This is a genomic window from Streptosporangium sp. NPDC006007 (genome assembly GCF_040614315.1).
Lineage (GTDB): Bacteria > Actinomycetota > Actinomycetes > Streptosporangiales > Streptosporangiaceae > Streptosporangium.
Map to the genome: position 1 here is coordinate 117,315 of NZ_JBEXUG010000018.1, position 20,670 is coordinate 137,984.

The 20,670-nt window shown below is 67.1% G+C and carries 15 protein-coding genes and 1 pseudogene; 8 read left to right on the forward strand and 8 right to left on the reverse strand.

Features of this window, described 5'->3' with window-relative positions; genetic code table 11:
• Positions 1-26 precede the first annotated feature (26 nt).
• The 4 genes from ABZ194_RS16640 to ABZ194_RS16655 form a co-directional block, all read right to left on the reverse strand.
• Entirely contained in the window at positions 27-2,021 is a 1,995-nt protein-coding gene (locus ABZ194_RS16640) for an ABC transporter ATP-binding protein (protein ID WP_355596960.1), read from the reverse strand.
• Complete coding sequence (locus ABZ194_RS16645; protein WP_355596962.1) at positions 2,018-3,751, reverse strand: ABC transporter ATP-binding protein; 1,734 nt, start codon at positions 3,749-3,751, stop codon at positions 2,018-2,020. Before ABZ194_RS16645 ends, ABZ194_RS16640 begins: the two co-directional genes overlap by 4 nt.
• A complete protein-coding gene (locus tag ABZ194_RS16650) occupies positions 3,745-4,497 on the reverse strand; it encodes a TetR/AcrR family transcriptional regulator (protein ID WP_355596964.1) in 753 nt (250 codons plus the stop codon). The genes ABZ194_RS16645 and ABZ194_RS16650 overlap by 7 nt, the downstream gene beginning before the upstream one ends.
• 234 nt (positions 4,498-4,731) lie before the next feature.
• Positions 4,732-5,814 (reverse strand): NAD-dependent epimerase/dehydratase family protein, encoded by a 1,083-nt coding sequence (locus ABZ194_RS16655; RefSeq protein WP_355596966.1) that lies wholly within the window; start codon positions 5,812-5,814, stop codon positions 4,732-4,734.
• A gap of 367 nt (positions 5,815-6,181) precedes the next feature.
• On the opposite strand from ABZ194_RS16655, the gene ABZ194_RS16660 reads away from it, so the two are divergent.
• Together ABZ194_RS16660 and ABZ194_RS16665 are read left to right on the forward strand one after the other, a co-directional pair.
• On the forward strand, positions 6,182-6,574 hold the full coding sequence (locus ABZ194_RS16660) for an STAS domain-containing protein (RefSeq protein WP_355596968.1): 393 nt from the start codon (positions 6,182-6,184) through the stop codon (positions 6,572-6,574).
• Entirely contained in the window at positions 6,574-7,506 is a 933-nt protein-coding gene (locus tag ABZ194_RS16665) for a sensor histidine kinase (RefSeq protein WP_355596970.1), read from the forward strand. Before ABZ194_RS16660 ends, ABZ194_RS16665 begins: the two co-directional genes overlap by 1 nt.
• Before the next feature lie 62 nt (positions 7,507-7,568).
• Here ABZ194_RS16665 and ABZ194_RS16670 read toward each other — a convergent pair whose 3' ends face one another.
• Positions 7,569-7,988 carry a MarR family transcriptional regulator gene (locus ABZ194_RS16670; RefSeq protein ID WP_355596972.1) on the reverse strand — a complete coding sequence of 140 codons (420 nt, stop codon included), beginning with the start codon at positions 7,986-7,988 and terminating at the stop codon, positions 7,569-7,571.
• Between the two features lie 116 nt (positions 7,989-8,104).
• On the opposite strand from ABZ194_RS16670, the gene ABZ194_RS16675 reads away from it, so the two are divergent.
• Positions 8,105-9,703: a DHA2 family efflux MFS transporter permease subunit gene (locus ABZ194_RS16675; protein ID WP_355596974.1), complete on the forward strand. Its 1,599-nt coding sequence runs from the start codon at positions 8,105-8,107 to the stop codon at positions 9,701-9,703.
• A 199-nt stretch (positions 9,704-9,902) separates the two neighbouring features.
• Positions 9,903-10,610 (forward strand): hypothetical protein, encoded by a 708-nt coding sequence (locus ABZ194_RS16680; protein WP_355596976.1) that lies wholly within the window; start codon positions 9,903-9,905, stop codon positions 10,608-10,610.
• A gap of 154 nt (positions 10,611-10,764) precedes the next feature.
• Here the strand turns inward: ABZ194_RS16680 and ABZ194_RS16685 are convergent, their stop codons facing one another.
• Entirely contained in the window at positions 10,765-11,226 is a 462-nt protein-coding gene (locus tag ABZ194_RS16685; protein ID WP_355596978.1) for a hypothetical protein, read from the reverse strand.
• Between the two features lie 345 nt (positions 11,227-11,571).
• Complete coding sequence (locus tag ABZ194_RS16690; RefSeq protein WP_355596980.1) at positions 11,572-12,018, reverse strand: VOC family protein; 447 nt, start codon at positions 12,016-12,018, stop codon at positions 11,572-11,574.
• Positions 12,019-12,695: 677 nt separating this feature from the next.
• On the opposite strand from ABZ194_RS16690, the gene ABZ194_RS16695 reads away from it, so the two are divergent.
• The 4 genes from ABZ194_RS16695 (at position 12,696) to ABZ194_RS16710 (ending at position 18,714) form a co-directional block, all read left to right on the forward strand.
• Positions 12,696-13,427 carry an NUDIX domain-containing protein gene (locus ABZ194_RS16695; protein WP_355596982.1) on the forward strand — a complete coding sequence of 244 codons (732 nt, stop codon included), beginning with the start codon at positions 12,696-12,698 and terminating at the stop codon, positions 13,425-13,427.
• Positions 13,428-13,438: 11 nt separating this feature from the next.
• Positions 13,439-14,545: a 5'-methylthioadenosine/S-adenosylhomocysteine nucleosidase gene (locus ABZ194_RS16700; RefSeq protein ID WP_355596984.1), complete on the forward strand. Its 1,107-nt coding sequence runs from the start codon at positions 13,439-13,441 to the stop codon at positions 14,543-14,545.
• Between the two features lie 68 nt (positions 14,546-14,613).
• On the forward strand, positions 14,614-16,506 hold the full coding sequence (locus ABZ194_RS16705; RefSeq protein ID WP_355596986.1) for a hypothetical protein: 1,893 nt from the start codon (positions 14,614-14,616) through the stop codon (positions 16,504-16,506).
• A gap of 231 nt (positions 16,507-16,737) precedes the next feature.
• A complete protein-coding gene (locus ABZ194_RS16710; protein ID WP_355596988.1) occupies positions 16,738-18,714 on the forward strand; it encodes an AAA family ATPase in 1,977 nt (658 codons plus the stop codon).
• A gap of 81 nt (positions 18,715-18,795) precedes the next feature.
• Here the strand turns inward: ABZ194_RS16710 and ABZ194_RS16715 are convergent.
• A pseudogene (locus tag ABZ194_RS16715) lies at positions 18,796-19,017 on the reverse strand (transposase); the annotation flags it as partial.
• Between the last annotated feature and the right edge of the window lie 1,653 nt (positions 19,018-20,670).

Genomic DNA, 20,670 nt, shown 5'->3' on the forward strand with positions numbered 1-20,670 from the left:
GGCGCCGGACGCGTCCGGGACGTCACTCATGTCGAGGCCTTCTCCTCGTCGGACGGGACCAGGGCGCCGGTGAATTGGGCGGAGTGGAGGCGGTGGTAGGCGCCGTGGGCGGCGAGGAGTTCCCCGTGGGTGCCCTGCTCGACGATGCGGCCCGCGTCCATCACCAGGATGAGGTCCGCGTCGCGGATCGTGGAGAGGCGGTGGGCGATGACGAAGCTGGTGCGGTCGGAGCGCAGGGCGGCCATGGCGTGCTGGACCAGGACCTCGGTGCGGGTGTCGACGGAGCTGGTGGCCTCGTCCAGGATGAGCAGGGACGGGTCGGAGAGGAAGGCGCGGGCGATGGTCAGCAGCTGCTTCTCCCCGGCGCTGACCTTGCCTCCCTCCTCGTCGATCACGGTGTCGTAGCCGTCGGGCAGGGTGCGGACGAACCGGTCGACGAACGTGGCCCGCGCGGCGGCCTGGATCTGCTCCTCGCCGGCGTCGGGGTTGCCGTAGGCGATGTTCTCGCGGATGGTGCCGCCGAATAGCCAGGTGTCCTGGAGCACCATGCCGATGTGGGAGCGCAGGTCCTCGCGGCGCATCGCGGTGATGTCGACGCCGTCGAGGGTGATCCGGCCGGCGTCCAGCTCGTAGAAGCGCATGACGAGGTTGACGAGGGTGGTCTTTCCCGCGCCGGTCGGACCGACGATCGCGACCGTGTGCCCGGGTTCGGCCACCAGGGACAGGTCCTCGATGAGGGGCTGCTCCGGGTTGTAGCGGAAGGACACGCGGTCGAACTCGACGCGGCCCTGCCGGACGGTGGGCGGCACGGGGTCGGCGGGGTCCGGGTCCTGTTCGGTGGCGTCCAGCAGCTCGAAGACCCGCTCGGCCGAGGCCACCCCGGACTGCAGCAGGTTGGCCATCGAGGCGACCTGGGTCAGGGGCTGGGTGAACTGCCGCGAGTACTGGATGAACGCCTGGACGTCGCCCAGGCTCATCGAGCCGGTGGCGACCCGGACGCCTCCGACGACGGCGATGGCGACGTAGTTGAGGTTCCCGATGAACATCATCATCGGCATGATGATCCCGGAGACGAACTGGGCGCCGAAGCCGGCCTTGAACAGCTCCTCGTTCCTCTCCCGGAACACCTGCTCGACCTCCGGCCGGCGGCCGAAGACCTTCACCAGCTCGTGGCCGGTGAACGCCTCCTCGATGTGGGCGTTCAGGGTGCCGGTGTGGGCCCACTGCGCGACGAACTGCTTCTGCGAGCGTTTCGCGATCTGCTTGGTGACGATCATCGACAGCGGGATGGTCACCAGGGCGATCAGCGCGAGCAGCGGCGATATCACGAACATCATCGCCAGCACGCCGACCACGGTCAGCAGCGAGGTCAGCAGCTGGCTCATCGTCTGCTGCAGCGTCTGGGAGACGTTGTCGATGTCGTTGGTGACCCGGCTGAGCAACTCGCCGCGCGGCTGGCCGTCGAAGAACCGCAGGGGAAGCCGGTTCAGCTTGTCCTCGACGTCCGCCCGCAGCCGGAACACGGTGCGCTGCACCACGTCGTTGAGCAGGTAACCCTGCATCCAGCCGAAGACCGACGCCGCGACGTAGAGCGCCAGCGCCCACGTCAGGACCGTGCCCAGCGCGGCGAAGTCGATCCCGTGACCGGGCACGACGTCCATCTGGGTGAGCAGGTTGGCGAAGTTGTCGTTGCCCGAGGCGCGGGCGGCCTGGATCGCCTGCTCCTTGGTCGTGCCCGGCGGCAGCTGCCTGCCGATCACGCCCGTGAAGATCAGGTCCGTCGCCCAGCCGAGGATCTTCGGCCCCACGACGCCGAACACCACGCTCGTCACGGCGAGGGCGATCACGGCCAGGATTCTCGGGCGTTCGGGACTCAGCCGCCGCATCAGCCGCCGGGTGGACGGCCCGAAGTTCATCGACTTCTCCGCGGGCATCCCGGCTCCTGCGAAGGGGCCGCGCCCGAAGCCGCCGCCACCCACCGGTGGTCGCGGTCGCGTGGTCGTCATGGACCGGTCGCTCATGCTGCGCTCTCCGCGGCTAGTTGGGACTCGACGATCTCGATGTAGGTGGGGCAGGAGTCCAGCAGCTCGTCGTGGGTTCCCAGGCCGACGATCGCACCGTCGTCGAGGACGATGATCTGGTCGGCGTCGGCGATGGTGGAGACCCGCTGACCGACGATGACGACGGCGGCTTGGGCGGTGTAGGGGCGCAGGGCGGCGCGTAGCCGGGCGTCGGTGGCCAGGTCGAGGGCCGAGAACGAGTCGTCGAACAGGTAGATCTCGGGCTTGCTGACCAGCGCCCTGGCGATGGAGAGCCGCTGCCGCTGCCCGCCGGACACGTTCGTGCCGCCCTGCGTGATGGGCGCTTCGAGGCCGTCGGGCATCGCCTCGACGAAGTCGCGGGCCTGGGCGACCTCCAGCGCCTCCCACAGCTCCTCGTCGGTGGCCTCCGGGTTGCCGTACCGCAGGTTGCTCGCGACGGTGCCGGTGAACAGGTACGGCTTCTGCGGCACCAGGCCGATGCGCGTCCAGAGCATCTGGGGGTCGAGGTCGCGGACGTCGACCCCGTCGACCGACACCGTGCCCGAGACGGCGTCGAACAGCCTGGGCACCAGGGAGACCAGTGTCGTCTTGCCCGCCCCGGTGCTGCCGATGACGGCGGTGGTCTGTCCCGCGACGGCGCGGAACGAGACGCCGGAGAGCACCGGTGCCGCCGCGCCCGGGTAGCGGAACTCGACGTCACGCATCTCCAGCTCGGCACGGCCGTGCACCTGCCGTACGGGGTGATCGGGCGGGCTCACCGACGACTCGGTGCCCAGCACCTCGCTGATCCGCTCGGCGCAGACCGCGGCGCGCGGGATCATCATCGAGATGAAGGTCGCCATCATCATCGCCATGAGGATCTGCATCAGATACATGAGGAACGCGGTGAGGGCGCCGACCTGCATCTCGCCGCTGTCCACCCGGTCGGCGCCGAACCAGAGTACGGCGACGCTGGAGGCGTTGAGGATCAGCATCACGGTGGGGAAGATGAGCGCGGTCAGCCGCCCGACGCGCAGCGCGGTTCCGGTCAGCGCGTCGTTCGCCTCCGCGAACCGGCGGGTCTCCTCGCGTTCCCGGATGAAGGCGCGTACGACGCGGATGCCGGAGAGCTGCTCGCGCAGCACCTGGTTGACCACGTCGATCCGGGTCTGCATCGCGCGAAACTGCGGAACCATGCGGGAGACGATCAGGCCGATCGACACCAGCAACGCCGGGACGCAGACCAGCATGAGCCAGGACAGGCCGACATCCTGGCGCAGCGCCATGATGACGCCGCCGACGCACATTATGGGGGCGGCGACCAGCATCGTGCAGGTCATCACCACCAGCATCTGGACCTGCTGCACGTCGTTGGTGCTGCGGGTGATCAGCGAGGGCGCTCCGAACTGGGCGACCTCCCGGGCGGAGAACCCGCCCACCTGGTGGAAGACCGCGGCCCTGACGTCCCGGCCGAACCCCATCGCCGCATGGGCGCCGTAGTAGACCGCCGCGATCGAGCAGGCGATCTGCAGGAGGGAGACGGCCAGCATCCAGCCTCCGGCGGACAGGATGTAGCCGGTGTCGCCGACGGCGACGCCCCGGTCGATGATGTCCGCGTTCAGACTGGGCAGGTACAGCGAGGCCATGGTGCCGATCAGTTGCAGCACCACCACGGCGGTCAGCGCCGAGGAGTAGGGCCGTAGGTAGGTGCGGAGCAGTCGGCTCAGCATGGGTGTCCTCCGTCTGAGACCGTGGCCGTGGCCGTGGTCGAGGCTGACGCCGGGGCCGGGGCCGGGGCCGGGGCCGGGCCGGGGGCGGGGGCGGGGGCGGGGGTTGACGCCTGGGCCTGGGCCGATGGTGGGGTGTCCGGGTGGGGCGCGCTGTGTTCCGGGCGTAGCCGGATGCCGTCCAGCAGTGTGGAGACGATCTCCGCGGGCGAGAGCGGGTCGTTCTCGACCAGCCTGGGATGGCTGCCCGCGATGGTCAGCAGGTGCAGCCGGCGGGCGGTCTCGCCGGGCTGGCATCGCAGCCGGTGGCGGTCGGGCTCGATCAGGTCGATGAGCGCCTGCCGGATTATGGCGACACGGTCGTCTCCGGGCGGGTGGTTCTGGGCGGCCTCGGCGGCTCCCGCCATGCCCAGCGCGTCGATCAGCCGGAAGACCCGTGCGGTGTGCTGGTGCAGGATCTCGACCGCCGCGACGAGCCGGGGCGTCAGGGGAGCCGTACGGTCTACGGCTGTCAGCTCGCCCACGAGCGAGGACGGGTCGAAGGCGCTGGCGACGGCCGCCTTCACCAGTTCGTCCTTGGTGGCGAAGACCCGGAAGATCGTTCCTTCCGCCACACCGGCCGCCTGGGCGATCTGCCGGGTGTTCACGTCGGGGCCGTGGGCGAGCACCAGCGACAGGGTGGACGCGATGAGTGCGGCACGCCGTTCGTCCGGGGGGAGGGGGGCGGCGCGCTGGGGGGACGTGATCACGCGGATCACCTTATATGAGTGAGTGGCTCACTCACTCGGAAAATCGGATAAATCGTCCTTGCCCGCAGAGGTTTGCAGGGATCTGCCGACAGGTGGAGGTCTGTGACCTGGCCGGTCCGGCGGGTGGGCCGCCGTGGCTACCCGGTGCCGGGACGGTGCGCCCCGGCCGTCCGCCCGCCGCCCCACGCCGGGACGGCGGGCGTGTCCACTGCCCCACGCCGGGGCGGCAGGCGTCTACGAGCGGGAACGCCATCTGGCCAGGAGGTCGGCCTCCTGCGCCGGGGTGATCGTGCCCTCCACCGAGAAGGACGCCTCGGACTCACGGATCTCGCGTACCGACCGGCTCAGCGGGCGCGGGGTGAGCCCCGCGGCCTGGGCGGCCGCCGGGCTCGCGGTGTTGGCCGCCGCCCACGCGTCGCCCTCCGACCAGAGCGGCAGCGACCGGCCGCTCTCGCCCTCGGCGAGCAGGAAGTCCTGGCCGACCCAGGTCAGCGTGGTTCCGGGCGGTCCGACCTCGGCCACGATCGCCTCAAGCATGTCGCCGAAGGAGAACGGCGGGGCGGGGCTGACCGCGTGGAAGACGCCCGCTCCCGTCTCTCCGCCCGCTCCCGCTCGTGCGCCCGTTCCCGTCCCGCCGGCCGGCTCCGCCCCGTCGGCCGTCCCCGTTCCCCCGGCCGGGGACGCCTGCCGTACCGCATGCGCCTTCTCGGTCATCGAGACGATCCAGGCGGCCATGTCGCGTCCGTCGATCACCTGGATCGGGTCCGAGGGGTCGCCGGGGGCGAGGACGTCGCCGCCTCGGGCGATCCGGTTGACCCAGTAGGTGAAGCGGCCGGTGTAGTCGTACGGGCCGATCACGTAGGTCGGCCGTACCACCAGAGTCCCCGGCCCGAACCTCTCCACGGCGGTCCGCTCGCAGAGCGCCTTCAGCGCGCCGTACGTCTCGGCGGTCACCTCCCGGGGGGCCGGGCCGTCGATCTCGGCCAGTGGCGAGTCCTCGGTGAAGTTCGGCGCTTCCGGGGGAAGGTAGACCGCGGTGCTGGAGACGAAGACGTACTGCCCGGTGGAGAGCACCTCGGCGAGGGAGTCGATCTGCGATGGGATGTAGGCGCTGACGTCGATCGTCGTGTCCCACTCCCGGTCGCGCAGGATCGACAGGTCCGCGTCGCGGTCGGTCCGCAGGTGCTCCGCCTCGGGAAACAGTTCCGGGCCCGTCCGCCCTCGGTGCAGCAGCGCGACCTTGTGCCCGGCCGCGACCGCCGCCTCGGTGATGTGCCGGCCGACGAACCGGGTCCCGCCGACGATCAGAATCCGCATGCCGGTAATTCTGTCTCATCCGGCCCACCCAGGTCCCATATAAATCTTGTTCAGATTTAATGCGGATTCCAGGAAAAATCCGCGTGATTTCCCCATATTCCTGTACGGCATGCCGGTATTCACGTCGATCGCGGAGGCTGTCAAGGGCCGGCTCGCGGTGAATCGGGTGACCTTCATGGGCTATATGAGCCGTGATGGGGAAAAAGGGGGGGCGTGGTGAGGTGCGATGAGGCGAGGTAGGCCGCCGGGAGACGGGAGAGCGTCGGCCGGGCCGTTTCCGTACCGTGGTTGCGCCCATCCGCTTCGCTTCAAAACTTGGCAAGGGGTACGTTGGTTGTCGTCCAGTACCTACCTCAGGATGGTCGTCATGGCAATCCGGTCAGAGGGAAAATCGTTCAGACCGTCCCCGGCCACCAGGCCCGCCCTCCTCATGTCCGGTGTTCACCGGCCGTCTCCCGCCATCCTCCGGATCGTCCCGCTTCAGGCGTCCCGAGGTCTCCGGGTGAGCGGTGAGATCGACCGCACCACGAGGAAGCCCTGGGAGGAGGCGCTGAACGGGCTGGTCGTCGCCGGCCGGGACACGCACCTCGAACTCTCCGATCTCACGTTCATCGACGTCCGGGGGACCTGCCTGCTGGCGGAGGCCGCACACAGCCTTCCCACCGGCAAAAAGGTGGTTCTGCACCACCCGCCCTACTGCCTGAGGTCCGTACTCGCCTTGATCGGATCCCTCCCCTCCCCGATCGAAGTGGAGACATGATGGACATCGAGGCTGTTCCACCGGATCCGTTCGTCCATCCCGCGCTGTTCTACCGAGGGACCCGGGAGTATCTCCGGGGTGTGCTGCCGTTCGTCCGCGGTGGCCTGGAGGCGGAGGAGCCGGTCGCGGTGGCCGTGCCGGAGCGGAACCTGCGGCTGCTGCGGACCGAGCTCGGTGAGGTGGCCTCCCAGGTGCACTTCGTCGACATGACGGAGGCCGGCCGTAATCCGGGACGCATCATCCCCGGCGTCCTGCGCGCCTTCGCCGACCCGCACTCCGACCGCAGGGTGCGGATCGTCGGCGAGCCGATCTGGGCGGGGCGGTCGGCGACCGAGTATCCGGCGTGTGTCCAGCACGAGGCGCTGATCAACCTGGCCTTCCCGGGCCGCGCCGTCACCATCCTGTGCCCGTACGACGTCGACGGGCTGGATCCCCTGGTCGTCAAGGACGCGGAGATGACCCATCCCATCCTGATAGACGACGGCGGCCTGCGCCTCAGTGACGACTACGCGCCCGAACGTGTCATCCACGACTACAACCGGCCGCTTCCCGACCCGTCCGCCGCCGTCATACTCGCCTTCGACGCGGGCCTCCTGGCGCGGGTGCGCGAGGTCGCCGCCGTGTACGCCTCCGGTGCCGGGATCTCCGGAGAGCGCCTGGAGGATCTGCGGCTGATCGCCAGCGAGCTGGCCGCGAACAGCCTGGACTACGGCGGCGGCTCCGGGGTGCTCCGGGTCTGGGCCGAGGGCGGTCAGGTGGTCATGGACATCAGCGACTCCGGTCACATCACCGACCCGCTCGCCGGACGCCGGCCGGTCGACCCCCGTCAGCGGGGCTCCCGGGGCCTGCTCGTCACCAACCTGCTCAGCGACCTCGTCCGCGTGCACACGAACGAGGGCGGCACCACCATCCGCGTGTACTTCACGATCTGAGTCTCCTCCGGCCCCGGCGTCCTCCCGGCCCGCCGGACAGGGGTGTGCCGCGGAGCGGCGGCTCACCGGTCGCGGATGCCGGTGATCAACCGGATCAGCTCGGCGCGCAGGGCCTCCGGATCCTCCACCCGATCGGTGACGATGCGCTCCGCCGGGTCTCCCGTCACGACCGCGGCGTACGTCCGCTCTCCCAGCTCGGTACGGGTCACCGTCATGCGGCGCCGATCCGCCGGGTCGCGCTCGCGGATGATGTGGCCGTCGCGTTCCAGCCGGTCGAGCACCGGGCGGATGGTCTGCTCCTCCACGTAGGTGCGGGCCGCGAGCTCCCGCTGGGTCCGGGGGCCCTCGCCGAGGACGTGCAGGGCGAGAAAGCCCGCGTGGGTGAGGCCGCGGGCGGCGAGCAGGGCGTTCCACTCGCGCTCGACCAGGCGGGCGGCGACCAGGAGCAGGCGGCCGGTCGCCCAGGACGCGTGATCGTCCATGAACCTCCGTTTTCCGACCCTCGAACGAAACCCTCGGCACCACGTTATCCGAATGATGCTAAGGGTGCTTAGTGTTGGGGCCGGAGGAACCGGCGTCACCGGTGTGAGGAGACCAGATGGGCGTCACGACATCGCCGGAGACGGCGGTTGTGAGCGGCCGGGCACGGTGGGCGGGACTCGCCTTCATCGCGCTGGCCGTGGCGATGATCATTTCCAGCACGACGGTCACCAACGTCGCCGTCCCGCAGATCATCGGCGATCTCGCGCTGAGCTCGACGGGCGCGCAGTGGATCCAGGAGTCCTACGCGCTGGTGTTCGCCGCGCTCCTGCTCACCTTCGGCCGCCTGGCCGACCGCCTGGGCCGGCGCCGCCTGCTGCTGACCGGGGTCACGCTGTTCGCGGCGATGTCCCTGCTGGCCGCGGCGTCCGTCAACGGGCCGATGCTCATCGGGGCCCGGATCCTGCAGGGCATCGGCGGAGCCATGATCTTTCCCACGACGTTGTCGCTGCTGAACGCGGGGTTCCGGGGCAAGGACAGAGGGACCGCGTTCGCCGTGTGGGGCGCCACGATCGGCGGAATGGCCGCGCTGGGGCCGCTGGTCGGCGGCTGGCTCACCACCGACCTGTCCTGGCGCTGGGCCTTCGGGATCAACATTCCCGTCGCCGTCGCCGTACTGGTCGGCGTCCTGGTGTTCGTGCCGGAGTCACGAGAGCTCGACACCCGGCGCGGTGCCGACGCGTTCGGCGCGGTGCTGTCCACCCTCGGATTCGGCTTCCTGGTGTTCGGGCTGGTCGAGGGGAGGGTCTACGGGTGGTGGACGGCAGTTGAGCCCTTCGCCGCCGGCGGCTGGAACTGGCCGCTCACGATCTCGCCGGTGCCCGTCGCCTTCACCGTCTCCGCTCTCGCCCTGGCCGCCTTCGTGCTGGTGGAGCGGGCCCGCAACCGGCGCGGCGAGGTCGCGCTGCTGGATCTGTCGCTGTTCTCCATCCCCTCCTTCCGTAACGGCAACATCGCCGCGCTGATCGTCAGCCTCGGCGAGTTCGGCGTGCTGTTCGCGCTGCCCCTGTGGATGCAGTTCGTGCTGGGCTACTCGCCGCTGCAGACGGGGGTCGCCCTGCTCCCGCTCGCGGTGGGCTCCTTCGCGGCCAGCGGCTTCGCCTCGCCGCTGTCGCGGTCCCGGGGCCCGGCCGCCGTGGTCAGGCTCGGCCTGCTGCTGGAGATCATCGGAATCGCCGGGCTCGGCCTCACGGTCTCCGCCGACACCCCGTGGGCGCTGCCGGTGCCGTTCCTGTTCTGCTACGGCATGGGCATCGGACTGGCCACCGCCCAGCTCACCGGGGTGGTCCTGTCCGAGGTGCCGGTCGAGCGCAGCGGCCAGGGCTCCGGCACGCAGAGCACGGTCCGGCAGGTCGGCTCCGCGCTCGGCATCGCCGTACTCGGCACGCTGCTCTTCTCCGGGCTGAGCGTGGACCTCGATCATCGGCTGAGCGAGGTGAGGGGGGTGGACCCGGCGCGACGCGAGCAGATCGTCTCCGCCGTGCAGCGCAGCGCGGGCGGGGCCATCGCCGGACTGTCCCACCGGCCGGAGATCGCCGGGGCGGCCAAGGAGTCCTTCGCCGTCGGCACCCGTTACGCGGCGTTCGGCGCGGCGGGCTTCCTCGCCGTCGGCCTGCTGGCCAGCCTGTCACTGGGCGGCCGTCCCCCGGAGGAGTGATCGGGAGCCGGACTCGCCGGCGAGCGGAACGAAATCCCATTTATCATGATATTCCGTGATAAATCATATGTGGCGGTTCCGATTTATCTGCCCGGACGGAAGGTTATTTTGGGACTTGTCCCAGCTTGGTGGCCGTTTTACCATGAGGTGCTCATGAAAGCCGGGGCGACGTATTTACTTTGAACGGAAGGGCCATACCGTGAAAAGGGACGAAAAAGCCATTTTGTACGGCGGTAGTAACAATGTCATCGATTCCACGTGCCCGCGTTGCCAAGGTTCGCTCGACAAGCACGGGATCAGCGTCATCAGGTCCGGCGAAAAAAGCAGGAAACTGCTTTTCGATAACTTTCTGCCGACGCTCAACAACTACAACAAGGAGACGCTGCTCGACGACAACCTGCGTGAGGCGTACCTGCGCCTCGCCAGCGGCCCCGGCGGCGGAGTCATCGCGACCAGCATGATGGGCGTCGCCGTCGCGACCATAGGATCGCAGGAAAAGCAGTACGCGACGCTCTCCGGGCCCGGGGCCAGAGTCGTCCTTCCCTTCATCAAACGCGGGCAGCTCCCCACCGGGCTCGTCATCGTCGGCGCCGTGAACGCGCTTGAGGACCCGGACGCCATGGTCGACGTCAGGGGAAAGACGTTCGTGCCGACCAGCACCGCCCAGGGCAACAACATGGACTACCCGATCGGGTCGTGCGCGGCGCAGAAGATTCTCAACCAGATTTTCCGCGACGCCCGTGACGCCGGGAAGAAGGTCGAGGCCATCGACCTCAGCGAGCTGTTCTGGCGCGACTACGCCGCGGAGAAGTACAGCCGCGCCTGGTCGACCGGATCGATCGTCCCGTCGTGCGACACCTGCAAACAGGTGCTGCCACAGATGCTGTGCGACCGGGTCGACGCCTGACATCCATAGGAGCCCCGTACGGCCCCGCCCCGCCGGTCCGCGATCGCGGACCGGCGGATCCCGCCGGAGATCGGTGAGGCCGTTCGCGGCGCGGCGCGGATCGGCGCAGAGCGGTGCGGGGCAGGGGCGGTACGGGGTGGGGCAGGGGCGCCCGTCAGCCGCCCCGCCGCTCCTGAAGCCACACGTCCGTCTGGCGGGCCTTGCCCGTCCCGATCGGCGCCCGGGGCCTGGCCCGGGTCTCGGTCACGGTGAAATCGGCCACCACATGCCGATTGTGCAGAAGAAACCCGACCACGCTGGCGACGGCCTGCACTCCGTCACGGGCACGCGCCTGCCCGGTCAGGAGATAGACCAGCGGGGCGGACGGCTGGTCGAGCGCGAAGCGGCGGCCGTGGTGGTGAACGTCCTGAAGGGTCCTGATGGGGATCGGCCGGTCGCTGGTGAACCACGCGACGACCTCCCAGAACGGCAGCGCCGGATCGGGCCCGACCGATTCCTGATAGGCCGGATGAGGATCGACCGATTCCTGGTAGCACGCCACGCAACCCCGGCGGGCATCCTGCCCATGGGGGCATGCCCAGGAGGCGGCATCGTGCGGCATGCTGCGGTGAGCCATGAACCGACCGTACCCTCAGTGCCCCGCAGGTTACTCATGCCAGGGGTCGCGCCACGCCCCCGATGCCGGTGAATCCGGGCGCCCGCGCGTGTCCCCGGAGCGAGGGGCAATCCGAGCCGGATCTCCATCCACTGCCGGGCGCCCGCGCGTGTCCCCGGCGCGGGGCCGATCCGCGGAGCCACGACCGCCCCACCGGCCCGGTCCCCTGCCGGTGAACGGCCGACGCCCTGTCAGCCGCCCCGCCGACATTCCATCGACGTCCCGCCGGTTACCCCACGGCGCCCCGGCACCGAACCGGGGGAGCGGAGAGCGAGCGGAAAGACCCAAGGGGAGCCGGACCCGAGGTCAGTTGACGACGTCGAACTCGTTGCCTTCCGGATCGCTCATCGCCACCGCGTAATGGTCCACTCCCGGCTCCGTGAGCGTGCGCCGCCTGGTCGCGCCGAGGGCGACGAGCCGGGCCACCTCGGCGTCGACCCGCTCCTTGCGGGTCTCCAGCGGGAAGTCCCGGCCACCGCTCGCGTGCAGGTCCACATGGATCCGGTTCTTGACAGCCTTGCCCTCGGACACCTTCTGGAACCAGATCCGCGGGCCCGTGCCGTCCGGGTCGACAATGGAGTCGACCCCGACGCCCAGCTCCTCCTCCGGCACGCCCACGCTACGCCAGTAGGCGTCCCAGTCGTCGAAACCGGCCGGCGGATCTTCGAGCCGGTAGCCGAGCGCCTCGGCCCAGAAGCGGGCCTGACGGTCGGGGTCGGCACAGTCGAACGTCAGCTGGAACCTCGCCGCCATGAACCTCTCCCCGTTTCCCCATTGGTCCTCGTCACCTGTGCTTCATCATGCCGACGGGGTACGACACTTCTTCCGGCCGCGCCGTACCCCCGGCCTCGCGGTCCCTCCTTACGGAGAAGTTCCGCCCACCCAGAAATCCGCCCACCCAGAAATCCGCCCACCCAGAAATCCGCCCACCCGGGAGTTCGCCCGTCCGAGGAGTTCGCCTATCCGGAAATCCGTCTGTCACGAGCTCCTCCGGGGAGAGCCTCTCCATCCGCTCGTGGAGCGGAGCTGATCTTCGCCGATGGGTCCGGCCAGGGCCTGCGCTCGCTCAAGGCGCGCACCTGGGCTCGCCGGGGATGCGCGCCGATGGTGACGGTATCGGGCAGGGGGCCGGGGCGGGTGTCTGCCGCCGTACTGATCCGCCTCAAGCGTGGCCGGCGCACCTGGCCGCTGCATCGGCTCATCCCTACCACGGCCGCGGGAACGAGCAGAAGGCTTCGAGGCGCGCGACTTCCAGGCCCTGCCGGCTGACGGCGTTGAGGGGGTCTTGCGCACGGCTGCACGAGTCGACATGGAGCAGGCGGCCTCATGAACCATTGGAGAGGTGCAGCAGCCTCCCGTATCACTGTGGATGGCTGAAGCTAACCGTGGCGCTACTTTTTGTCGGACTGACAAAAACCTAGAGTCGAGCCGTGATCGACGACCGGTGGGAGCCCCCCGCCATCTTGCTCGCCGTTGACCTGGTGATCCTCACCTTGCGCGAATCGCGCCTGCACGTGCTGCTCGTCGAGCGCGGCATTGACCCGTACAAGGGCGCCCAGGCGTTGCCGGGCGGGTTTCTGCAGCACTCGGGAGAGAGTCTTGTCGCCGCGGCTCACCGTGAACTGGCGGAGGAGGCCGACTTGGACGTCGAGACACTTCGGCTGGAGCAGCTCGGCGTCTACGACGCCCCTGATCGCGACCCCCGCGGCCGGGTGGTGAGCGTTGCCTTCTTGGCCATCGCCCCCCGGCTGCCTGAGCCGACCGCCGGGACAGACGCCGCCAACGCCGGCTGGCAGCCCACCGACCGGGTGCTCTCCGGTGAACTGGACCTCGCCTTCGATCATCGGCGTATCGTCACGGACGGCGTCGAGCGCGCCCGCGTCAAGCTTGAGCACTCCGCACTCGCCACGGCCTTCTGCGGGCCGACCTTTACGATCACTGATCTCCAGGACGTGTACGAGGTGGTGTGGGGGATGCCGCTCGATCCCCGGAATTTCTACCGCAAGATCAAAAAGACCGATGGATTCATCATTCCGGCCGGTTCGGCGCGGAAGGCGGCGACCGGCCGACCGGCCCGGCTGTTCAGGGCCGACCCCCGCGAGGTCCTGTACCCCCCGATGATCCGTCCCGCCGATTCGCCGAACGGAAAGGAACCGGCGTAATGAGCCCAGTCGTGATCCTCACCGCACTAGACCTGGAATACCAGGCGATCCAGGCGAAGCTGGTCGGCCTGCGTCTGCACCGGCACCCGCAAGGCACCCGCTTCGAGGTGGGCCGGCTGGCGGATGGGCGGTGCCACGTGGCCCTGGCTCACGTCGGCAAGGGCAACCATTCCGCGGCGGTGCTGGCCGAACGCGCCATTTCCGAGTTCCAACCGGCCGCACTCCTCTTCGTGGGGGTGGCCGGCGCGCTGCACACAGACATCGCCCTCGGAGATGTGGTGGTGGCCACGCACATCTATGCCTTCCATGGTGGTACCAGCGAGGACGACGGCTTCAAGAGCCGCCCCCGCGTCTGGGAAACCTCGCATGCCGCCGACCAGATCGCCCGTCACCTGCACCGCAGTGGCTTCTGGGCCAAAGATCTCGACCCCCGTCCGAATGTGCACTTCGGGCCGATCGCCGCTGGGGAGGTGGTCCTGAACTCCAGCCTTTCCGCGCATGCCCGCTGGATTCGCGACAACTACAACGACGCACGGGCGATCGAGATGGAAGGCGCCGGCGTGGCCCAGGCCGGGCACCTGAACCGGGCGCTGCCCATAGTCGTAATCCGGGGAATCAGCGACCGGGCCGACGGCACCAAGGAAGCCACAGACCGCGACCAGTGGCAACAGCGAGCTGTCGCCAACGCGGCCACGTTCGCCGCGGCCCTGGCCGAAGAGCTGTCCACCGAAGCGCCCACGACAAGGAGCTCCGCCATGCCCGAGACGACCAAGAACATCGCGACGGGAAACGCCCGTGTGGGAGTGCAGGCAGGCACTGTGCACGGCGGTGTCTGGATCACCCCTGAGGTGTCCCGGCCGGCGGACCTGCCCGAAGCGCTGGTCGGCTTCCGTAACAGGCTGCAGCAGGCATGGGCGGCAGGACGTCTGGACGAGGCGACCTACAAGGCGGCGGAGGCGGAGCTCGTCGCGGCCGACCAGGCGCTGGAGACGGAGACGCCGGATCGGAAGAACACGCTGACACTGGTGCTCAAAAAGCTGCGCGGGCTCGTCTGCGACGTGGCCGACCTGGCAGCGGAGCTGACCGTCATCATCGCCCTAGCCCAGAGCCTGTCATGACAGAGCCAGGGCACCGCGGCGACAATGTGGCCACAGACTCCTCCTACGTCGGAGTGCAGGCGGGGACTGTGCACAACGTCAACGTCTACGAGACGACACCGCAGGACTCGCCCGAGACCAAGTTCCGCAAGGGTGTCTTCTTCCTGAGAGGCCGGATGCCGGGGCCGGCCCGGCAACTCATCAGCGAGGCCATGGTCGGCTACGCCACCAATGAGGTCTACTTCTACTGGTTGCTCGCCATGGTGAGCGGCCGGACGCGGCACGAGCTGAGCAGGGATGAGACCGCCCAGCTACGAGACCGGCACGCCATCATGCGGCTGGCGGGCGAGGATCCGTGGCGAGACGGCGTACACATCATTGGCCGCCTCCTGGAGTCGGCGGGTAAGACTGAGGAGGACATCCGTGTCGTGGTCAAAGACCTCGACGCGCTCCGAGAACCGCAACGTGGCCTGATCGTGGAGCACTTGGAACTGTACCTCGACGGCCCGATCGAGGATCACCTGTGGCACCGCGCGCTGACGAAGGCCAAGTCGGATCAGATGGCCGAGGGACGGAAGGATCGGATCTGGAAGTTTTTTCATCCGGCACCGGCGGAGCCTTTGCCCCGCGCCCCGGAGCCACCCGACACACCTCTGGGAATCTGGGCCCAAGCCATGACGGCGACGGCTGTACTGATCATGGCGGCGGTCCACCTCGGCTACCTGATCGTGCAGAGCGGTCGCTTTCTCCTGATGCCCGCCTACGTGCTGGGCATCGCCGGCGCCTATGTCGGCGTACGGAATGCCGTGGACTGGCGCTCCCGCGTCGTACGCCGCCGCGCCAAAGACAGGGAGTACTTGGGGCCCAAGACCAAGGCCGGGAGCGGTAGCTTCGCGAAAAGGGTCGAGAACCGGATCAATTACTATTTCGCCAGATACCTTCCACTGAGTGTGGATCGTGACAATTGGCTGGCTGAAACAGAGGGAATCCGTCGAAGCCTGCGCGACGAGGTCGCAGCGGTCTACGGGACACGGGTCGGAGTCGAGAAGATCGCCTGGCTTCTTCGGCATCGCGCAGGCGATGCCAGCACCCGCCGCGGGAAAGGTACGCTGTGGAGCTACCGCGCGGAACTCGCCACCCCCGGGCGGACGAAGGCTCTGGCGATACTCGGACTCCTCACCCTCGCGAGTGGAGGCGGGTGGGTCGCGGTCGGCACCGTGCAGGTCGAGCCTCTGCCGGCGATCGGCACGACTCTCCTCCTGCTGATCTCCGGGTGGATCGGCGCCCGCGCGTGGCTGCACATCGTTCTGGAGCGCCGTCGGTATGCCGCAGACCAGGCTGAAAGCGACTGGATCTGGGAAACCGACATGGATGCCCTAGCCCGGTGGCGCGCGAAAATGGCGGACAAGCCCCGTGACGAGGAGATGGCCACCTGGCTGGACTGCGACCGGAGAGTGCTCCTTGAGGAGGCGTTGCGGCACTACAGGCTGACCATGAGTGGTGTCATCGCGCACGCCTTCATCGAGGCTCCCGCTCGGTCGAGCGAACGCGCACGACTACGTAGGGGCCCGTGGCGCTACAAGAAGTACCAACTCCTGGTATTCCTCATCACCCAGGAAGGGGTGCGCCAGCTCACCGTTACGCTCGACTTCTTGAAGGGCACCTTCCATGACCGGCAGCGGCTCAACTACCGCTTCGAAGCGGTTGCCTCCGTACGGGTCAGCCAGTCGGACAACGGCGAACGCACCTTCCAGCTCACGCTCGTCAACGGCGATGAGATCAGTGTCGAGGTGAGTTCGGGGTTTGAGGAGCTACAGCAGGGCGAGAGCCCCGGCGCGGTGTCTGAGGTGTCACTGGACGCCGCAGGCCTTCCCCACACCCTCCACGTTCTGGAAGGAATCGCTGCCGAGGGAAAGGGGTGGGTCGAACAGCGGGAGCTACGTACGGGAAAACTCTCGGCCGCGTTGAACGACACCGACTAAGTGAGCTCAAGCGTGCAGCGGTGGTTTCAGCGACGCCGTCAGCACCGGCTCGGCGGCGTTGTTCCTGGCAGCCGGAAGACCGGCGGAGAACAGCGCCGGTCATTGTCAGTCCCACCCTCCATAATTGCGGACCATAAGCCAACGGCGAGCGGCTCGAAAGGTCCGTCCTGAGCGCGATCTCAGGCCGGATGTTGAAACGACCAGGGCAACGTGGCCCGGGAGGGAGCACCAATGCTGGTGCTGTCGGTGGAGATCGATAAGTTCCGGAACTTCACGAACCAGCAGGTCATGGCGGTGGATCCTGCCGTGACGTGCTTGATCGGCAAAAATGAGTCGGGGAAGACGACGATCCTCAAGGCGCTGCATCGGCTGAACCCGGCGAATAACCCGGACGACTTCAACGTCACCACGGATTACCCTCGGCGCCATCTCTCGCGGGACAGACGGTCCAAGGACCTGGACGAGGTCGCACCGGTCAAGGCCACATTCTCCTTGGAGGAGACGGACCTCGACGAACTGGAGGGCGTCCTTGGGGTGCGCCCTCCGGCTGGGACCCTCGTGGAAGCCGCTCGCACGTACGGCGCTGAGCTCAAGGTCCGCATCTTCTGCGACCTGAACAGCGTGCTGGAGCAGGTCATCGAGGAGACCGGCATCGACGACGGCGACGACCGGGCAATCCTGGAAGATGGCCGGTCCATCGCGGAGATCGCCGCGGCGGCGAAGGCGCGTGCCAAGGAGGTGAAGGCGGACAACAAGTCCGCCCGAGCGAAGGTCCTTGACAGGGTGCCGACCGAGCTTAACAAGTACGTCCTGTTCCTCGAAAAGGAACTGGACGTTGAACAGCACGCGGCCCTGGTGAGCCTGCTGCCGCGGTTCTTCTACTTCTCGACCTACGAGATGCTGCCTGGAGAGTGCAACTTGAATGCGCTCGCCGACCGAAAGAAGAACCGGACGCTCCGCCGTGGCGACAGCACCATGCTGTCCCTGCTCCGTCTCGCGGGCGAAGGCCCGGAGGACTTCCTGGATGACGACTACGACAGCCGCAAGGCCGAGCTCCAGGCGGCGAGCCTGGACCTGAGCGAGCAGGTCTTCCAGTACTGGAAGCAAAACGATGCGCTGAAGGTCGTCTTCGACACCGACTTGGTACCCACGCCGCCGGATCCTCAGACCGATCAGCCTCAGCCCCACCATCGCATCCTCAAGATCGAGCTGCGCGATGAACGGCACGGTGATGTGGAGACCAACTTCTCCACCCGCTCCACCGGCTTCCAGTGGTTCTTCTCCTTCCTTGCTGCGTTCAGCGCCTACCGCGACAAGAACGAGCGGGTCGTGGTCTTGTTGGACGAGCCCGGCACCAGCCTGCACGGCGAGGCCCAGGGCGACTTCCTGCGCTATATCTACGGAGAGCTGGGCACCAAGCAGCAGGTTTTCTACACGACTCACTCCCAGCACATGATTGACCCCACCCGGTATGAGACCATGCGCGCCATCCACGACCAGGCGACCAGGAAAGACGCCAGTCTCGGAGTCGTCATCACCCCGGTGAGCTTGTCCGCCGATCCCAAGACGATCCTTCCGGTTGAAGCCGCCCTCGGCTACTCCGTCGCGCAGCACCTTTTCCTCGGAGCCGGCCCGCTGCTGGCCGTGGAAGGCAGCAGCGACTTCATTTTTCTCATGCGCATGTCCGACTATCTGATCAGTCAGGGGCGCATCGGTCTCGACCCCCGCCTAGCCATCATCCCGGTCGGCGGCATCGGCAACATGCCAGCCTTCGTCGCCGTCATGGGACGACGCTTGACCGTCCGCGCGCTGATCGACGGGGCAGAGACCACCAAGGTGACCGCCAAGGTCCTCAGCGCCGCGCAGGCTGCCAACGTTGACGCCTCCCACATCACCGTCATCGGCCAGCTCGAAGGACTCCCTGAGACCGCTGACATCGAGGACCTGTTCTCCACCAAGGACTACCTCTGGCTCTATAACAGGTCCTTGGACGGCACCCTCAACGAGTCAGACCTGATCACCACGCAGAAGCCCACTCCGATCCTCATGCGCATTGGGATCGCCCGCGAGCAGCAGGAACGCTCCCGGGACTTCGACCACGTCGGGCCCGCACACCAGCTCACCCGCGACCGGGATGTGTTCTTCGAGCAGGTCGACGACGAGACGCTGGACCGCTTCGAGAAGGTGTTCAAGCGGCTCGCGGCTTAGTTCTGCTCACCGCGCTCCGGTTCGTCTCGGCTGGTACGGATCCTCATTCGGGATAGCCCTGGGGCGTGCTCAGTGAACGCGGTCGACACGGTCGGCCCGGGTGTCCCAGTCGCGGACGCGATAGCCGTTGCGCCTGTTGGTGCGCTCGTCGCTGCGCGTGCCGTACTCGGCGCCGCACACACTGTCGGCCTCGGCCGACATCAACGTCTCGGCCATGGTCTTCACCATGGAGCGCAACAGATCCGGGTCTTGGTGCTCGATCTGCTCCACCGGCCAGGCAGCGGGGTTCACACTGTTGTTCACGGCCGTCGCCTTCTTCTCCTTCGATCTTGAACTTCGCACTCGAAGGATCACGCGGTGGCCGTCTTCATTTCACGGCGCCACGCCTGTCACCAGCGAAAACTCGTACACCACCTCCATGGACGCAACCCTGACGACGCCGCAGGCTTCGCTTCATGCTACGGACCGCATCGTCGCTCCCCCTCACAGGGCTTTTGACGCTGGGCTTCGACCCTGCCCGTTTCCAGACGAAGCCGCCAACCTGCTACCGGGCCTCCTGGCAGCTACCCGGACCGGACTTCCACCGGCAGGTGACGACGAACTTACGAACAGAAAGATCAGCCGCTACGTCACGGCTTCACCTCCCGTTCTGCTGGGCGCACGAAAGATCGAGGTTAGTACGCGATCAGCAACGCGCCGTTCCTTGCTCAGAACTGAAGCAATTATTTCTATAAGGAGTGGATCACTGAGATTTAGGGCCAATAGGGGTGGGGGGATTGCTGGACGTAGGTGGAGCTTGCCCTTTTGCCGCCGCATTAGCGGCCTTCACTATTTCAGGCTGCACTGAATAGGAGCGTCCGTCGGACAGTACTGCAGATATATTCTTGATCGGAAGACGGTTAATGAGGATAAAAAACCATCTATTTGGTTGGGTCGGGTATGTGTACGTGCGTTGTCGGTGAGAGCCAGACGCGTCGGAAAGATAGAGCTCGCGTACTTCGTCTCTAACTCCACCGTAGAGAAGAGTTTTCTTGCCGTCCGTGACCTCCATTGCCATATTGATGGGGTGAGCTTTAGGCAATTCAATGTCGCAAGCAGGCGTCCCTTGCCGATGAGATGAATCGACAGCGATGCAGAAGACTCCGTTGCCGTCACGGAAGGCAACTAGCGACCAGCGATTGCCGTCAGCGGTGGCGGATCCAAGAGTCCTGACCTCGGCAAGGCTGGTTGGCCGCTTTCCGATGTTTTCTCGGATACCTTTAAGTACGGGCTCAGGCCTCGACGCTGCGGTTTCGGGTGTCTTCTTAGAGTTGGCCGTTTGAGCGTTAGGGCCGGTTTGCGTACATGCTGATAGAGCCACGAGCGCAGCTAAAACTAGGCTAGTAAGACGAAGTGAGCTGATAGTTGGCTCCAAAGTATAATGTGGAACCCCCGTAGCCGCATTTTGGGGGCTAAGGGGGTCAGGTATTATTAGTTCCAGTATAGCCAAACATCGGACCAGACTAGGCGAGGAGAACTGAATTGCTGAAGTAGCCCTGCGAAGTCGTCGTTAAAGTTCTTCCAGGGGCTACATGTTCCTGACTTTGGTCCATAGTAGACAGAGCTTGCCCAGGCGTACTGTCCTGTCCTGTTTAGGTAGAGTCGGTAACCGTAGTTTTGGTCGTTGTTTTGTGAATTGAAACACATCTGTGCGTTTGAAGTCGCATGTCGAGCGGGAGTGTGGTCGCCCATGTCCGGATTGGTTGTCTGGATGTAGTGCGGACCTGACGACCCGCTCAGCAGGCCATTCTTTACGACGTCGTTTGGGTGAGGCTTTGAGCTCTTAATGGTCGGGTCGGTCGGCGTGTCACCGATTTCACCGCTAGTACGGCAGCCGCCATTTGCTTCGTGAGCTGGGATGATGTGCGTCAGGTCGATGCGATCTTGTGATGACAATCCCGTGCAACGAGAGCAGCC

Coding starts and splice junctions, on each gene's coding strand:
- ABZ194_RS16660 (WP_355596968.1), top strand. CDS start 6,182: ATGGCAATCCGGTCAGAGGGAAAATCGTTCAGACCGTCCCCGGCCACC.
- ABZ194_RS16685 (WP_355596978.1), bottom strand. CDS start 11,226: ATGGCTCACCGCAGCATGCCGCACGATGCCGCCTCCTGGGCATGCCCC.
- ABZ194_RS16690 (WP_355596980.1), bottom strand. CDS start 12,018: ATGGCGGCGAGGTTCCAGCTGACGTTCGACTGTGCCGACCCCGACCGT.
- ABZ194_RS16655 (WP_355596966.1), bottom strand. CDS start 5,814: ATGCGGATTCTGATCGTCGGCGGGACCCGGTTCGTCGGCCGGCACATC.
- ABZ194_RS16640 (WP_355596960.1), bottom strand. CDS start 2,021: ATGAGCGACCGGTCCATGACGACCACGCGACCGCGACCACCGGTGGGT.
- ABZ194_RS16710 (WP_355596988.1), top strand. CDS start 16,738: ATGCTGGTGCTGTCGGTGGAGATCGATAAGTTCCGGAACTTCACGAAC.
- ABZ194_RS16675 (WP_355596974.1), top strand. CDS start 8,105: ATGGGCGTCACGACATCGCCGGAGACGGCGGTTGTGAGCGGCCGGGCA.
- ABZ194_RS16665 (WP_355596970.1), top strand. CDS start 6,574: ATGGACATCGAGGCTGTTCCACCGGATCCGTTCGTCCATCCCGCGCTG.
- ABZ194_RS16670 (WP_355596972.1), bottom strand. CDS start 7,988: ATGGACGATCACGCGTCCTGGGCGACCGGCCGCCTGCTCCTGGTCGCC.
- ABZ194_RS16645 (WP_355596962.1), bottom strand. CDS start 3,751: ATGCTGAGCCGACTGCTCCGCACCTACCTACGGCCCTACTCCTCGGCG.